A 14,277-nucleotide genomic window follows, 5' to 3' on the forward strand; every position below is an offset into this window, starting at 1 on the left:
TCATCGAGTGTCCCCCAGGAGGTGGGTGCGGAGCAGCTCGGCGGTCTCGGCGGGATGCGTGGACCAGCCGTTGTGCGCGCCGGGGAACTCCGCAAGGGGCAGGCCAAGACGGTCGGCGAGGAGCGCCGCCGGACGGTACGGGAGATGGCCGCGCGTGCCCGTGCCCGCCGCCAGGGTCAGCTTGGTGGAGGCCGCCGCGAGGGCGTCGAGATCAGGGACGTACGCCGCGAAACTGCGGTGCTCGTAGCGGAGCGCGAGGGGTGCGTTCGCCGACAGCCGCTGCCGCATGGCCCGGGTCCGCTCCGCAAGCGGGTCCTCGTGCGGCATCGGCAGCAGCACCGGGCCGATTCCCGCCATGAAGCGCTCGCCCGCCGCTCCCAGCCCCTCGGCCATGAAGGTGTCGTACACCTCCTGGAAGAACGCCAGCTGCTCGGCCGCGTCCGGCAGCACGCTCCACGACGGCGGCTCGTGCGCCAGTGCCCCGCGCAGCCGTTCCGGATGGCGGGCCAGCAGGTCGAGGGTGACGATCGCGCCGCTGGACGCGCCGGCCACGTAGGCGGGTTCGCCGGGCGCGACCGCGTCGAGCAGGCGCAGGGCGTCGTCCGCGTGGACGTCGACCCGCTGTTCGGCGGGAGGGCCGTCAAGCGTGCTGCGCGAGTACCCGCGCGGGTCGTGCGTGAGCACGGTGAAGGTGTCGGCCAAGGCGTCGGCTACCGGGTCGAGGACGGCCGCGTCGCCGCCCGCGCCGGGCAGCAGGAGGAGGGGCGGGCCTTCGCCCCGGGTCTCGTGGTAGAGCGTCGCGCCGGGCACGCGAAGCCGGTCGGCGGTGATCAACCGCGTTCTCTTTCCGGCCTGTTGGTGGCAGTGTCGGTGGCAGACGGCGGCCAGTTGGTGAGGGCGACGTGCAGGGCCTGCACCGCGCGGGCCCAGCTCGCGCCCGCTTCGCGCCGATGGCGGAAGCCGCCCGCGAGTTCGAGGCTGACGAAGCCGTGAAAGGTGCTGCGCAGCAGCCGGGCCGCGTCGGTCAGGTCCGGTTCGGCCAGGTCGTATCCCTGGAGCAGCGCGTACGCGCAGGTGAGGTTGCGGCGCAGGCCCGGATGGTCGTCGTAGACGGACGGGTCGAGTTCCTGCTGCTGGGTCGCCGCGTACCGGCCGGGGTGGGCGAGGGCGAAATCGCGGTAGGCGTCCGCGAAGGCGACGAGCGCGCCCCGGCCCGCCCGGCCCGCGAGCGCGTCCGCGATCCGGTCGGCGAGGTCGAGCCCGGCCAGGATCGCGACCCGGATACGCAGGTCGGAGAGGTTCTTGACGTGTGCGTACAGACTCGCGTCCTTCACGCCGAAGCCGCGGGCGAGCGCCGCGACGGTGATGTGCTCGAAGCCGACGGTGTCCGCGAGATCGGCGGCGGCCGCCACCACCCGCTCCCTCGTCAGGCCTGCCCTGGCCATCATGAGCGCGCCTCCACTCCCCATCTCAATAACCTAGGGGCCCTAGGTTTTTCCTTACGGTACCTAGGTTCCGCTGGGCTGATCAACGGATTTCCGGGGGACCCGCCGCGCGGCAGCCGGTGATCGGGCATCCGGCCCGCTTCCCTCGGCCCATGACCAGCCCACCCGTGCGCGGCGCCCTCGCCGCGCTGCTCGCCCTCGCCGCCGTCCTGCCCGCCGGGCCGGCGTTCGGGGCCCCGGATCCGCCGAGGCCCGCCACCCCCGGCCCGGCCGCCGCCCTCGTTCCCGGCATCCCCACCACGCCCTACGACAGCCGGCCCCTGGACACCCCGGACCAGTCGCTCCCGCCCCGCGTGTACGCACCGGGCGCCGCGGAGGACTCCATCGAGCCGTACGAGCCGCCGGCCGGCTCCGACGCGCTCATCGAGTACGTGCCGCCGAGCGAGGCGCAGTCCGCGCCGGGCAGCCTCGGCGCGCCCGCCGCAGCCGCCTGCACCAAGAAGACCGGCAGGTACCAGCGGCGGGTCGAGCGCTGGCTGAAGCGCACGGTCGACGGCAAACAGTCGCCCGCCGACTGCAGGGCCATCCGCGCCTTCCAGACCAAGCAGGGCATCCGCCCGGCCATCGGCTACGCGGGGCCCGTCACCTGGTCCCGGATGCAGTGGCTGAGCGCGCGCAAGAACCCGAACAAGGCGAAAAAGTGCCCCACGCGCGCGTACCGCGTCGCCTGCGTCGACCTGCGACGCCAGCTGATGTGGGTGAGCAAGGGCAAGAAGATCGTCTTCAGGCCGGTCCCGATCCGCAGCGGACGGGCCGGATACGCGACCCGCGCGGGCTGGCACAAGGTCTACTGGAAGCACAAGAACCACTGGTCGTCGATCTACAACACCCCCATGCCGTACAGCCAGTTCTTCAGCGGCGGGCAGGCCTTCCACGCCATCTACGGCAGCGTGTACAACCCGCCGGGATCGCGCGGCTGCGTGAACATGCGGGTCGCCGACGCCAAGAAGCTGTGGCGCGTCCTGAAGAAGAACGACCGGGTCTACGTGTGGGGCCGCAAGCCGGGTACCTGAAAGCCCGGTACCCGAGGGCTTGTCGGACCGCTCTGAGAGACTGGGCCCACGATGAACGAGAACGTGACTGCCCCGCTCCGGGCCCGCGCCGAGATCGATCTGGGCGCCCTGAAGGCCAATGTGCGGTCCCTGCGCGCCCATGCGCCGGGGGCCGCGTTCATGGCCGTCGTGAAGGCGGACGCGTACGGGCACGGCATGATCCCGGTGGCCCGCGCCGCGAAGGAGGCGGGTGCCGAGTGGATCGGTGCCGCCACCGCGGAGGAGGCCCTGGAGCTGCGCGCGGCGGGCCTGCCCGGCCGCATCATGTGCTGGCTGTGGGTGCCGGGCGGGCCCTGGCGCGAGGGCGTCGAGGCCGACCTGGACATGTCGGTGAGCGGCCTGTGGGCCCTGCGCGAAGTCACCGAAGCGGCAAGGGAATCGGGCCGCACGGCCCGGATCCAGCTGAAGGCCGACACCGGACTCGGGCGCAACGGATGCCTGCCCGCCGACTGGCCGGAGCTGGTGCGCGAAGCCCTGCGGGCGCAGGCCGCGGGCCTCGTCACGGTCACCGGCCTGTGGTCGCACTTCGCCTGCGCCGACGAGCCGGGGCACCCCTCCATCGCGCCCCAGCTGGAGTGCTTCCGCGAGATGGTCGCGTACGCGGAAGGGGAGGGCGTCACCCCGGAGGTGCGGCACATCGCGAATTCGCCGGGCACGCTCACCCTCCCCGAGACCCACTTCGACCTGGTCCGCCCCGGTATCGCCATGTACGGGATCTCGCCGAGCCCGGCGCTCGGCACGCCCGCCGACTTCGGGCTGCGCCCCGTGATGACGCTCAAGGCGCGTCTCGCGCTGGTGAAGCACGCGCCGGGTGGGCTCGGCGTCAGTTACGGGCATCACTACGTCACACCCGGCGAGACGACGCTGGGCCTCGTACCGCTCGGTTACGGGGACGGCATCCCGCGGCACGCGTCCGGTACGGGCCCGCTCCTGATCGGCGGCAAGCGGCGCACGGTCGCAGGGCGGATCGCGATGGACCAGTTCGTCGTCGACCTCGGCGGGGACGAGCCGGCCGCGGGTGACGAGGCGGTGCTGTTCGGTCCGGGCGACGCGGGGGAGCCGACCGCCGAGGACTGGGCGGCCGCGTCGGGAACCATCGCGTACGAGATCGTCACGCGGATCGGTTCCCGGGTACCTCGCGTCTACGTAGACGCGGGGCAGAACCGCACCTTCTGACCTTCTGGGACGACGACCCGACACTCCGTAGGAGGAGCGGCACGTGAGCGAGAGCAGCGCACAGGCGACGGTGGCCGTCGTCGAAGCCGCGGCTTCGACGAGCTGGCGGCGGGCCGGTTTCGCCGGCGCCGCGCTGGGCGTGGTCGCCGCGGGTGCCGCGGCCGGTGTCGCCGTCGAGCGGCTGACGGTGGGGCGCGGCATGCGCCGCAGGGCCCGGCTGGCTCTCGACGCCTCGGGCCCGTACGGCGCGCTGCGCGGCATCCCCGGCCGGGCCCGCGCCTCCGACGGCACCGAGCTGTACTACGAGGTCGACGAGGTGGAGCCGGACACCGCCGACGGCACGCGCAGACGCCGGGTCTTCGGCCGCAAGGCCCCCGCCCCCGTCACCGTCGTCTTCAGCCACGGCTACTGCCTCAACCAGGACTCCTGGCACTTCCAGCGCGCGGCCCTGCGCGGTGTCGTGCGCTGTGTGTACTGGGACCAGCGCAGCCACGGCCGTTCGGAACGCGGGGCGGAGCAGCTGGAGGAGGGCGTCCCCGTCTCCATCGACCGGCTCGGCGAGGACCTCAGGACCGTCCTGGACGCGGCCGCGCCCGAGGGCCCGATCGTGCTGGTCGGCCACTCCATGGGCGGCATGACGGTGATGGCCCTGGCTGACCGGTGCCCCGAGCTGATCCGCGAGCGCGTCGTGGGCGTCGCCCTGGTGGGTACGTCGTCGGGGAAGCTCGGCGAGGTCAACTACGGGCTGCCGGTCGCCGGGGTGAACGCGGTGCGGCGCGTGCTGCCCGGCCTCCTGAAGGCGCTCGGGCAGCGGGCCGACCTCGTCGAGAAGGGCCGGCGCGCGACGGCGGACCTGTTCGCCGGAATCATCAAGCGGTACTCGTTCGCGACCCGGGACGTCGACCCGGCGATCGCCCGGTTCGCCGAGCGGATGATCGAGGGCACGCCGATCGACGTGGTCGCCGAGTTCTATCCGGCGTTCCAGGAGCACGACAAGACGGCCGCGCTGCAGCGCTTCGCGCCGCTGCCCGTCCTGGTGCTGGCGGGGGAGCAGGACCTGGTGACGCCGAGCGGGCACAGCGAGGCGATCGCGGCGCTGCTTCCCGACGCCGAGTTCGTCCTGGTGCCGGACGCCGGGCACCTGGTGATGATGGAACACCCGGAGACCGTCACGGGCCGCCTCGCGGATCTGCTGGCCCGCGCGGGAGTGCGGGGCGCTGGCGCTACCGTGGGGAGCCATGGAGACACCGGCAGCACCGCACAGCCCGGCGGCTGACCCCGCCACGCCCGTAACGACCGTCACGGTCACGGTCAACTCCCCGGACGAGATGCGGGAGTTGGGCCTCGCCCTCGCCAAGCGTCTGCACCCGGGCGACCTCGTGATGCTCACCGGCGAGCTGGGCGCGGGCAAGACGACGCTGACCCGCGGGCTCGGTGAGGGGCTCGGCGTGCGGGGCGCGGTCACCTCGCCGACGTTCGTGATCGCCCGCGTGCACCCGCCCCTGGCCGAAGGGCCGGCCCTGGTGCACGTCGACGCGTACCGGCTCGGCGGCGGCCTCGACGAGATGGAGGACCTCGACCTCGACGTGTCCCTGCCGGACTCGGTCGTCGTCGTGGAGTGGGGCGACGGCAAGGTCGAGGAGCTGTCCGACGACCGGCTGCACGTGCTCATCGACCGGGCGACCGGCGACACCACGGACGAGGTGCGCGTCGTGACGCTGCACGGCATCGGGGAGCGCTGGGGCCGGGCCGGCCTCGCATCCCTGACCGAGTCCCTGACCGGCTGAGTCGCCCGCGTCCCGCCCGCGTCCCGAGCGCTTCCCACCCGTATCCCGACAACGCGTCGGCAAAATGTTGCGCGGCGCGTGTCCGGCGTGTTCACATGGAGACCAGACTTAGTTAGGTCTACCTAACCACGCCTGCTCAGGAGGCGCTCATGTCGGCTTCGGAACGTGTCGTTTCGGAACGTGTTGTGCGGCGCGCCGAGCCGTCTTCGGCGCGGGACGTCGCGCGCGGGGTGTCGATGGGGGACCTGCTGGCGTCGTGCGCGGCGGCGCGGGCCGTGTCGACCCCGCCCCGGCAGAGCGGCGCGGAGCACGACCGGCCACGTACGGTGCACGCCCCCGAGGAAGAGGCGACCCCGCGCTGCGCCTAGGCGCCAGAAGGCGGTTCAGGCGGCAGGGAACGGGGCTTAGGCGCCGGAGGGCGAACGGCCCGACGTCACGGGACGACGACGACCTTCCGGCCGAACGTCGCGAACTCCCACATCGCCGCACCGTCGGCCCGCGTCTCCCTGATGCCGCCGGTCTGCTTCGACGGATCGGGCGACGGCGTGGAGCCGTCGACCGCCGCGCTGAACCCGACCGCCACCCCGCCCGTGTTGGTGAACCGCACGACGTGCTCGATCGGCACCCCGTCGGTGCCGGTGACGGAACCGGAGCGCGAGGTCACCGCGTACGTGCCCGCGGCCGGTTCCACCGTGCCGGGCGTCACCTGGAACGTGCGCTGCGTCTTCGCGTTCTCCCCGACCAGCCAGACCCGGTCGGCGCCCAGGGCGTAGACGACGCGCTCGCCCACGCCGGACTGCGCGGGCAGCGCGGCGGGGTCCGTCCTGCCGTCGGGGGAGCGGGGCGCCGTCGCGGAGGGAGAGGCGGCGGCCTTCGGTCTGCCGAGGTCGGCCGGTGAGTTCGCCGACGCCTGGTACGCGAGGAAGCCGACCGCGGCGAGCGCGCCCGCGGTCAGCGCGGTCACGATTCCGGTGCTGCTCCGTGTCACCAGGTGCCTGCCTCTCCAGTACGCATGTACGTATGCACGCATGTATGTATGTACGCATTTATTACGCCAATAACAGCTTTGAGTGACGGTAGCAGCCAGTGACCTGCCTCCTGGCTTGCCTCAGCCGGGACGTGTGCGCCCTCCCGGAGCCGTAGGCTGTTTGCGTGCTGTTGCTCGCCATGGATACCGCCACCCCCGCCGTCACCGTCGCCCTGCACGACGGCACGACCGCCGTCGCCGAGACGAGTCAGGTCGACGCCCGCAGACACGGGGAGCTGCTGCTGCCTGCCGTCGACCGGGTGCTCGCCGAGGCCGGAGTCGGCCTCGACGCCGTCACCGGGATCGTCGTGGGCATGGGCCCGGGACCGTACACCGGACTGCGCGTCGGACTGATGACCGCCGACACCTTCGGGCTCGCGCTCGACGTCCCCGTGCACGGAGTGTGCACGCTGGACGGCCTCGCGTACGCCGCAGAATTCGCCGACGACACCGAGGGCCCCTTCGTGGTGGCCACCGACGCGCGGCGCAAAGAGGTCTACTGGGCGCGCTACACGGACCGGCGCACCCGGGTCACCGACCCCGCCGTCGACCGTCCCGCGGAGATCGCCGAGGCCGTCGCGGGACTGCCCGCGGTCGGCGCGGGCGCGCTGCTCTACCCCGACACGTTCACCGACCCGCGCGGCCCCGAGCACGTGTCCGCCGCCGCGCTGGCCGCCCTCGCCGCCGAGAGGCTCGCGGCCGGTGAGGAACTCCCCGAACCGCGGCCCCTGTATCTGCGCCGCCCCGACGCCCAGGTCCCCAAGAACTACAAGGTGGTCACCCCCAAGTGACGACGGTGACGGCGGAACTGCGCGAGATGCGCTGGTGGGACATTGATCCCGTGCTCGCCCTGGAGAAGGACCTCTTCCCGGACGACGCCTGGTCACGCGGCATGTTCTGGTCCGAGCTCGCGCACGCGCGCGGTGTCGGTTCGACGCGGCGCTACGTCGTCGCGTACGACGGCGACCGGCTCGTCGGCTACGGCGGGCTCGCCGTGGCCGGGACCGACTCAGGGGGCGGCACCGAGGGCGGCTCCGCCGACGGTGCCGACGTGCAGACCATCGCCGTCGCCCGCGACCACTGGGGCAGCGGGCTCGGCGCCCGGCTGCTCACCGAACTCCTGCGGCACGCCACCGCCTTCGAGGTCACCGAGGTGATGCTCGAGGTGCGCGTCGACAACAAGCGGGCGCAGAAGCTCTACGAGCGCTTCGGCTTCGAACCGATCGGCTTCCGCCGCGGCTACTACCAGCCGGGCAACGTGGACGCCCTCGTGATGCGCCTGACCACCACCCAGGAGCCCGTACCAGGATTTCCCGTGACTCCCGTAGTGGGAACCGCATCGGGAAGCGCATCAGGACCCGAATCAGGAACCGAAGAGAAGAATGATGGCTGACGAACCGCTCGTCCTCGGCATCGAGACCTCCTGCGACGAGACCGGCGTCGGCATCGTCCGCGGCACCACCCTGCTCGCCGACGCCGTCGCCTCCAGCGTCGACGAGCACGCCCGCTTCGGCGGCGTCGTGCCCGAGGTCGCCTCCCGCGCACACCTGGAGGCGATGGTCCCGACGATCCGGCGGGCCCTGAAGGACGCCGGCATCACCGCGAAGGACCTCGACGGGATCGCCGTCACCGCGGGGCCGGGGCTCGCGGGCGCGCTGCTCGTCGGTGTCTCGGCCGCGAAGACGTACGCGTACGCCCTCGGCAAGCCGCTCTACGGCGTCAACCACCTGGCCTCGCACATCTGCGTCGACCAGCTGGAGCACGGAAAGCTGCCCGAGCCGACGATGGCGCTGCTGGTCTCCGGCGGCCACTCCTCGCTCCTGCTCTCCAGCGACATCACCTCGGACGTACGACCGCTCGGCGCGACCATCGACGACGCGGCGGGCGAGGCCTTCGACAAGATCGCGCGCGTGCTGAACCTCGGCTTCCCCGGGGGCCCTGTCATCGACCGGTACGCGAAGGAGGGCGACCCGAAGGCGATCGCCTTCCCGCGCGGTCTGACCGGCCCGCGCGACGCCGCGTACGACTTCTCCTTCTCCGGCCTCAAGACGGCCGTGGCCCGCTGGATCGAGGCCAGGCGGGCGGCCGGCGAGGACGTGCCGGTGCGCGACGTGTCGGCGTCCTTCCAGGAGGCGGTCGTCGACGTGCTGACCCGCAAGGCGGTGCGTGCCTGCAAGGACGAGGGCGTCGACCACCTCATGATCGGCGGCGGTGTGGCCGCCAACTCGCGGCTGCGGGCCCTGGCCCAGGAGCGCTGCGAGCGGGCCGGGATCACGCTGCGCGTGCCGCGCCCCAAGCTGTGCACGGACAACGGCGCGATGGTCGCCGCGCTCGGCGCCGAGATGGTCGGGCGTAACCGGCAGCCGTCGTCCTGGGACCTGTCGGCGGACTCGTCGCTGCCGGTGACGGAGCCGCACGTGCCCGGACACGACCAGGACCACGACCACGGGCACCAGCACGGGCACGGGCACGATCACGTGCACGAGGTCAGCAAGGAGAACCTGTACTCGTGAGCGTCGCGCTGATGTGGGAGGCCCGGGCCGTGGAGGGGCGCGGCGAGGCTCTGCTGGCCTGGGTGAAGGCGCAGGTTCTGGAGCGGGAGCCGGAGCGCCGCGAGACGCTGCGCGCGCCGCAGGACCGGGTCCTCGTGATCACGTGGTGGGACGCCGACTACGACGCCGTTCTGCCCGAACTCCCCGAGCCCGGGGATGAGTTGGTGACGCGGACCGTGCACAGGTGGCGCTTCGAGGCGGTCTGATGCCCGGTCCGCCGCCGGGCTCCCGGGCAGCTGAGAACTGACTGAGATTTCCGAATTTCGTGTGCCGACTGGTTTATCGTTGTAATAATTCGGACTTATGTTCCCTCTGTGACTGAGCAGAAACGGTTCCGCGCGCGTGTGGTGAAGACGGTGGCGATCGCCTTCGGCTGTGTCCTCGTGCTCGGCGGGGCGGGGACCGGGTGGGTCTACTGGCACCTCGACCACAACATACGCGGCATCGACATCGACAGCGCCCTCGGCGACGACCGCCCGGCCAGGCCGGTGGCTGCCGCCGCCTCGCCCACGGCAGCCGCGTCGCCGTCGTCCGAGCCGGTCGAGAAGGGCGTCCTCAACATCCTTGTCCTGGGCTCCGATTCACGCACCGGCAAGGCGAACAAGGCGCTCGGCGGCGGCGACAGCGGCGGGGCCCGCTCCGACACCGCGATGGTCGTGCACCTCGACGCCGACCGCACCGGGGGGACGGTGGTGAGCATCCCCCGCGACACCCTCGTCGAACGCCCCTCCTGCCCGACGGAGTCCGGCGGCACGACCGTGGTCGCGTACAACGTCATGTTCAACAGCGCCTATTCGGTGGGCGGTCCGGTCTGCGCCGTGAAGACCGTCGAGCACCTCACCGGAGTCCGCATGGACCACTATCTGGAGGTCGACTTCGCGGGCTTCGCGAAGATCGTCGACGCGCTCGGCGGCGTGGACGTCACCACGGACGAGGCCATCGACGACGACCTCAGCCATCTCCACCTGAAGGCCGGTGACCAGCACCTCGACGGGGCGCAGGCGCTCGCCTTCGCCCGCACCCGGCACGGCATCGGCGACGGCAGCGACCTGGGCCGCATCAAGCTCCAGCAGCAGCTCGTCAAGGCGTTGATCGGCAAGCTCTCGACCGACGGCCTGCTGACCGACCCGGCCCGCCTCTACAAGATCGCCGACGCGGCCACCGGCAGCCTCACCGCGGACACCGGGCTCGACTCGCTCACCGAACTGAGCGGCCTGGCGCGGAGCGTGAGCGAGCTGTCGGCGGACTCCTTGAAGACGGTCATGATGCCGGTGGTGCAGGCGCCTTCGGACGCGAACCGGGTGGTGGCCGACGAACCGGAGGCGGGGAAGCTGTGGAAGTCGCTGCGCTGACCGCGTGCCCCGCGCACCGCTGTTTTTACTTCGTGTACGTCAACAGGTAGCGCCAGAACAGCAGTTGACGCAGCTCGCTGCCGGGCAGCAGACGCGCCGACTCCGCGTGGAGCCGCGGCAGCGTCATCTCCGGCTGCCGGACCGGGGCCTTGCGCGGGGCCGTTCGGACACCGCGGGCGCGCTCGGCGCCGTACACGGCCGCGCGGGCCACCGCGTTCACCGGGACGGCGGCCAGGTCCCAGGACGTGGCGCCTGCGTAGCAGCCGAGGACGAGCAGGCGGCCGCCGGGCGCGAGGGCCTCGCGGAAGCGGGTCAGCGTCCCGAACGGCATGTGGTGCAGGCTGGCCAGGCAGGTGATCACGTCGTAGTGGGCCCCCGGGAGCTCTTCCGTCCCGGCGTCCGCCAGGCGGTAGCGCGGGCCGCCGCCGGCGGCCTCCGCCGCGCCGAGCGTGGCCGGGTCCGGGTCGAGCGCGTCGACCCGGTAGCCGCGCGCGACGAGACGGCGCGCGAAGCGGCCCGTGCCGCAGCCGACGTCGAGCGCGGTACGGCCGCCCGGCGGCAGGTGGCGCAGCAGAAGACCGTGGTAGTGGTCGTTGTGGTCGAATGGCATGGGGGAGCACCCTGGCAGGCGGCGGATCAGCTGGGTGTAAGAGCGTGTCTTCGAGGGCTCTGGGCTCCGTGCTGACCTGCGAAAACGTACGGCCGGAAATTCTTCGAAGAAAATCCGGCGGCCGTGTCGATCCAGGTGCCGCCCGTTCGACGCAGAGGTGAGAGGCCGGGGAGCACAGCCACCGGCCCGCCCCGAAGAACGCCCGAAGAACGCCCGAAGAACGTAGGAGACGAACATGCCGCGCTACCTGACGATGATCCGCATCGACGAGCGGAACGCACCCGCCGAGGGCCCCAGTGAGGAGCTGATGCAGCGCATGGGCGTACTCATCGAGGAGATGACGAAGGCCGGCGTGCTGCTCGACACGGCAGGTCTGACCCCGACCGCGCAGGGCAAGCGCGTGCACTACGACAAGGGCGAGATCACCGTCACCGACGGCCCGTTCACCGAGACCAAGGAGGTCATCGGCGGCTACGCGGTCATCCAGGCGAAGGACGAGGCCGAGGCCCTGGAGTGGACCAAGCGGTTCCTCAAGGTCCATGAGGACCACTGGACCATCACCTCCGAGGTCCGCGAGATCGTCGGCAGCTGACCCCGCAGGGGCCACGGCTTGGCCGCGGGCCGTCGCCGGTGTCTGATGGTGAGCTGTGACAGAGCAACGCTCCACGGCCCGCCAGGACGCCGCCGCGGCCCGCGCCACCGAGACGGTCTTCCGCATGGAGGCGCCGCGCATCATCGCCGCCGTCACCCGTGTCGTGCGTGACGTCGGCATCGCGGAGGAACTGGCGCAGGACGCGCTCGTCGCCGCTCTGGAGCAGTGGCCGGTGAGCGGCGTCCCGGACAGCCCCGGGGCCTGGCTCACCGCCGTCGCCCGGCGCCGTGCCGTCGACCTGGTGCGCCGCCGGGAGAATTACGCGCGCAAGCTCGAAGAGGTGGGCCGGGCAACGGAGTTCGCGTACGAGGCGCCGGTCGCCGCCGACCCGGACGACATCGACGACGACCTGCTGCGCCTCGTCTTCATGAGCTGCCACCCGGCGCTCTCCGCGGAGGCCCGGGTCGCGCTCACGCTGCGGCTGCTCGGCGGTCTGACCACCGCCGAGATCGCCCGCGCGGTCCTCGCCCCCGAACCGACGGTCGCCCAGCGCGTGGTCCGCGCCAAGCGCACCCTCGCCACGCGCAACGTCGCCTTCGAGGTGCCGGCCGGCCCCGACCGCGAGGCCAGGCTCGGCCCGGTCCTGGAGGTCATCTACCTCATCTTCAACGAGGGGTACGCGGCGACGGCCGGCGACGACCATCTGCGGCCCGGCCTCTGCGAGGACGCGCTGCGGCTCGCCCGGGTGCTTCAGGCGCTCATGCCCAAGGAGCCCGAAGTGCACGGCCTGGCCGCCCTGTTGGAGCTCCAGTCCTCCCGCGCGGCCGCTCGCACGGCGGCCGACGGATCGCCCGTCCTGCTCAGGGACCAGAACCGGACGCGCTGGAACACGATGCTGATCCGGCGCGGGTTCGCCGCGCTCGGCCGGGCGGACGAGGTCTCCTCGGGGCCGCCGGGTCCGTACGCCCTACAGGCCGCGATCGCCGCGTGTCACGCCCGGGCGTACGCGTACGAGGAGACCAACTGGGGCCATATCGCTGCCCTTTACGGCCTCCTCGCGGCGCGCACGCCGTCGCCGGTGGTGGAGTTGAACCGGGCCGTGGCCGTGTCGATGGTGGAGGGGCCGGGCGCGGCGCTCGCGCTCGTGGACGCGATCGCGGGTGAACCGGCGCTTCGGGAATATCACTTGCTGCCGAGCGTGCGGGGCGATCTCCTGGAGCGGCTGGGCCGGGGCGCCGAGGCGCGGGCGGAGTTCCGCCGGGCGCTGGGGCTGGCCCGCAATGAACGGGACCGGGAGTTCCTGCTCGGGCGGATCGATCGCTGACCGGCGTCGGGCACGGGGCCCTGCCCCGGACCCCGCTCCTCAAGTGCCGGAGGGGCTTGGTCCTGGTTGTCCGACGAGCATGGTCGGGGCGCCGGCGACCCGGGTCATGAACACCGTCACCGCCCGCTTCCCGAAGGGCTTCGGCATGGCCTTGCGGCGCAGTTCCTCCGGTTCCACCGCTGACCCGCGCTTCTTCACGGTCAGCACCCCGACCTCCCGCTCCCGCAGCAGCGCCTTCAACTTCTTCACGTTGAAGGGGAGTTGATCCGTGATCTCGTACATGGAGGCGTACGGAGTCGGGTGCGGCTCGTCCCCGGTGACGTACGCGATGGTCTCGTCGATCAGCCCGCCGCCGACCTGCGCGGCCATCTCGGCGACCAGATGCGCGCGGATGACGGCGCCGTCGGGCTCGTACAAGTACCGCCCGACAGCGCGCACTTCGGGGTCCGGCAGTCCTCGCCCGACCAGCTCTCGCGGCCCCGGCAGCAGCGCGGCCCGCATCCGGCCGGGCTCCGTGCCGAACCACAGCACGGCCTCCTTCACGTCGCCGCCGTCGGAGATCCACTCGGCGTCGGCCTCGGCCGGGATCGCCTCGTGCGGGATGCCCGGCGCGATCTTCAGGGCGGCGAGCGGTGCCGTGAGCGCGGTGGAGACGGCCCAGGACAGCGGAGGGGAGTAGGCCTCGGGGTCGAAGATCCGGCCGCGCTTGTCCGAGCGCCGGGCCGGGTCCACGAAGACGGCGTCGTACGAGGAGGTGTCCACCTCCGTCACATCCGCCTCCCGCACCTCGATCAGGTCACCGAGGCCGAGGGCGGTCGCGTTGGCCCGTGCCACCGCGCACGTCGCCGGGTCCCGGTCGACGGCGAGCACGGAGATCCCGGCGCGGGCCAGCGCGATCGCGTCGCCGCCGATGCCGCAGCACAGGTCGGCGACGGACCGGACACCGAGCGCCCGGAAGGATTCGGCGCGGTACGTGGCGACGCTCGTCCGGGTCGCCTGCTCGACCCCGTTCGCCGTGAAGTACATGCGGGCCGCGTCCTCGGGCCCGAACTTCGCCACCGCCCGCTGCCGCAGCCGCGCCTGGGCGAGCGCCGCCGAGACGAGCTCGGCCGGGTGCTCTCGGCGCAGCCGGGTGGCGAGCGCGAGCTCCTGCGCCGGGTCGTGATCGCGCAAGGCGTCGAGCAGGGCCTGGCCGGGCGGTGTGAGCAGGGCGGAGAAGTCGTTCACCGGATCATTGTGGGCCAGTCGGAGGATGCCGCGCGCCCGGCGGCGGTGTCGGCCCTTGCCCGGGGCCTTGAGC

At 72.5% G+C, this 14,277-nt stretch carries 17 protein-coding genes; 12 read left to right on the plus strand and 5 right to left on the minus strand.

Translation table 11 applies throughout. The annotated features are described in order from the left end of the window. Entirely contained in the window at positions 1–834 is an 834-nt protein-coding gene (locus ACIREE_RS08025) for an alpha/beta fold hydrolase (RefSeq protein WP_404147888.1), read from the minus strand. Then, on the minus strand, positions 831–1,445 hold the full coding sequence (locus ACIREE_RS08030; protein ID WP_404148211.1) for a TetR/AcrR family transcriptional regulator: 615 nt from the start codon (positions 1,443–1,445) through the stop codon (positions 831–833). Before ACIREE_RS08030 ends, ACIREE_RS08025 begins: the two co-directional genes overlap by 4 nt. 152 nt (positions 1,446–1,597) lie before the next feature. Between ACIREE_RS08030 and ACIREE_RS08035 the strand changes: the two genes are divergently transcribed. The 5 genes from ACIREE_RS08035 to ACIREE_RS08055 all read left to right on the plus strand — a co-directional run bounded on the left by ACIREE_RS08035 (position 1,598) and on the right by ACIREE_RS08055 (position 5,888). After that, positions 1,598–2,518 (plus strand): L,D-transpeptidase family protein, encoded by a 921-nt coding sequence (locus ACIREE_RS08035; RefSeq protein WP_404147891.1) that lies wholly within the window; start codon positions 1,598–1,600, stop codon positions 2,516–2,518. Positions 2,519–2,569: 51 nt separating this feature from the next. Then, entirely contained in the window at positions 2,570–3,733 is a 1,164-nt protein-coding gene (gene alr / locus ACIREE_RS08040; protein ID WP_404147894.1) for an alanine racemase, read from the plus strand. A gap of 43 nt (positions 3,734–3,776) precedes the next feature. Then, the gene (locus ACIREE_RS08045; protein WP_404147897.1) at positions 3,777–5,009 is read left to right on the plus strand and encodes an alpha/beta fold hydrolase; all 1,233 of its coding nucleotides are present in this window, start codon (positions 3,777–3,779) and stop codon (positions 5,007–5,009) included. Further along, entirely contained in the window at positions 4,972–5,520 is a 549-nt protein-coding gene (gene tsaE, locus ACIREE_RS08050; RefSeq protein ID WP_404147900.1) for a tRNA (adenosine(37)-N6)-threonylcarbamoyltransferase complex ATPase subunit type 1 TsaE, read from the plus strand. Before ACIREE_RS08045 ends, tsaE begins: the two co-directional genes overlap by 38 nt. Before the next feature lie 149 nt (positions 5,521–5,669). Beyond that, positions 5,670–5,888 (plus strand): hypothetical protein, encoded by a 219-nt coding sequence (locus ACIREE_RS08055; RefSeq protein WP_404147903.1) that lies wholly within the window; start codon positions 5,670–5,672, stop codon positions 5,886–5,888. Between the two features lie 65 nt (positions 5,889–5,953). Here ACIREE_RS08055 and ACIREE_RS08060 read toward each other — a convergent pair whose 3' ends face one another. Next, positions 5,954–6,508 (minus strand): hypothetical protein, encoded by a 555-nt coding sequence (locus tag ACIREE_RS08060; RefSeq protein ID WP_404147905.1) that lies wholly within the window; start codon positions 6,506–6,508, stop codon positions 5,954–5,956. A gap of 164 nt (positions 6,509–6,672) precedes the next feature. Here ACIREE_RS08060 and tsaB point away from each other — a divergent pair, with 164 nt between their 5' ends. From tsaB to ACIREE_RS08085, 5 genes are all read left to right on the plus strand, one after another. Then, complete coding sequence (gene tsaB / locus ACIREE_RS08065) at positions 6,673–7,338, plus strand: tRNA (adenosine(37)-N6)-threonylcarbamoyltransferase complex dimerization subunit type 1 TsaB (protein WP_404147908.1); 666 nt, start codon at positions 6,673–6,675, stop codon at positions 7,336–7,338. A 26-nt stretch (positions 7,339–7,364) separates the two neighbouring features. After that, the gene (gene rimI / locus ACIREE_RS08070) at positions 7,365–7,940 is read left to right on the plus strand and encodes a ribosomal protein S18-alanine N-acetyltransferase (protein WP_404148213.1); all 576 of its coding nucleotides are present in this window, start codon (positions 7,365–7,367) and stop codon (positions 7,938–7,940) included. Then, the gene (gene tsaD / locus ACIREE_RS08075; RefSeq protein ID WP_404147911.1) at positions 7,933–9,060 is read left to right on the plus strand and encodes a tRNA (adenosine(37)-N6)-threonylcarbamoyltransferase complex transferase subunit TsaD; all 1,128 of its coding nucleotides are present in this window, start codon (positions 7,933–7,935) and stop codon (positions 9,058–9,060) included. The genes rimI and tsaD overlap by 8 nt, the downstream gene beginning before the upstream one ends. Next, complete coding sequence (locus ACIREE_RS08080; protein WP_404147914.1) at positions 9,057–9,305, plus strand: hypothetical protein; 249 nt, start codon at positions 9,057–9,059, stop codon at positions 9,303–9,305. The genes tsaD and ACIREE_RS08080 overlap by 4 nt, the downstream gene beginning before the upstream one ends. Before the next feature lie 108 nt (positions 9,306–9,413). Beyond that, positions 9,414–10,451, plus strand: a complete 1,038-nt coding sequence (locus tag ACIREE_RS08085; protein ID WP_404147917.1) for an LCP family protein — start codon at positions 9,414–9,416, stop codon at positions 10,449–10,451. A gap of 25 nt (positions 10,452–10,476) precedes the next feature. Here the strand turns inward: ACIREE_RS08085 and ACIREE_RS08090 are convergent, their stop codons facing one another. Beyond that, positions 10,477–11,061: a class I SAM-dependent methyltransferase gene (locus ACIREE_RS08090; protein ID WP_404147919.1), complete on the minus strand. Its 585-nt coding sequence runs from the start codon at positions 11,059–11,061 to the stop codon at positions 10,477–10,479. A gap of 235 nt (positions 11,062–11,296) precedes the next feature. On the opposite strand from ACIREE_RS08090, the gene ACIREE_RS08095 reads away from it, so the two are divergent. Together ACIREE_RS08095 and ACIREE_RS08100 are read left to right on the plus strand one after the other, a co-directional pair. Next, a complete protein-coding gene (locus ACIREE_RS08095; protein ID WP_404147922.1) occupies positions 11,297–11,653 on the plus strand; it encodes a YciI family protein in 357 nt (118 codons plus the stop codon). Between the two features lie 124 nt (positions 11,654–11,777). Further along, complete coding sequence (locus tag ACIREE_RS08100; RefSeq protein ID WP_404148216.1) at positions 11,778–12,977, plus strand: RNA polymerase sigma factor; 1,200 nt, start codon at positions 11,778–11,780, stop codon at positions 12,975–12,977. A 39-nt stretch (positions 12,978–13,016) separates the two neighbouring features. On the opposite strand, the gene ACIREE_RS08105 is transcribed toward ACIREE_RS08100, so the two are convergent. Continuing rightward, a complete protein-coding gene (locus tag ACIREE_RS08105) occupies positions 13,017–14,204 on the minus strand; it encodes a methyltransferase domain-containing protein (RefSeq protein ID WP_404147925.1) in 1,188 nt (395 codons plus the stop codon). Positions 14,205–14,277 lie beyond the last annotated feature (73 nt).

Source organism: Streptomyces sp. NPDC102467, from assembly GCF_044765445.1.
Lineage (GTDB): Bacteria > Actinomycetota > Actinomycetes > Streptomycetales > Streptomycetaceae > Streptomyces.

Bases quoted from the DNA above. Each gene is read 5' to 3' on its own strand.
- ACIREE_RS08030 (WP_404148211.1), bottom strand. From the start codon at position 1,445: ATGGCCAGGGCAGGCCTGACGAGGGAGCGGGTGGTGGCGGCCGCCGCC.
- ACIREE_RS08035 (WP_404147891.1), top strand. From the start codon at position 1,598: ATGACCAGCCCACCCGTGCGCGGCGCCCTCGCCGCGCTGCTCGCCCTC.
- alr (WP_404147894.1), top strand. From the start codon at position 2,570: ATGAACGAGAACGTGACTGCCCCGCTCCGGGCCCGCGCCGAGATCGAT.
- tsaE (WP_404147900.1), top strand. From the start codon at position 4,972: ATGGAGACACCGGCAGCACCGCACAGCCCGGCGGCTGACCCCGCCACG.
- ACIREE_RS08055 (WP_404147903.1), top strand. From the start codon at position 5,670: ATGTCGGCTTCGGAACGTGTCGTTTCGGAACGTGTTGTGCGGCGCGCC.
- rimI (WP_404148213.1), top strand. From the start codon at position 7,365: ATGCGCTGGTGGGACATTGATCCCGTGCTCGCCCTGGAGAAGGACCTC.
- tsaD (WP_404147911.1), top strand. From the start codon at position 7,933: ATGGCTGACGAACCGCTCGTCCTCGGCATCGAGACCTCCTGCGACGAG.
- ACIREE_RS08090 (WP_404147919.1), bottom strand. From the start codon at position 11,061: ATGCCATTCGACCACAACGACCACTACCACGGTCTTCTGCTGCGCCAC.
- ACIREE_RS08095 (WP_404147922.1), top strand. From the start codon at position 11,297: ATGCCGCGCTACCTGACGATGATCCGCATCGACGAGCGGAACGCACCC.
- ACIREE_RS08100 (WP_404148216.1), top strand. From the start codon at position 11,778: ATGGAGGCGCCGCGCATCATCGCCGCCGTCACCCGTGTCGTGCGTGAC.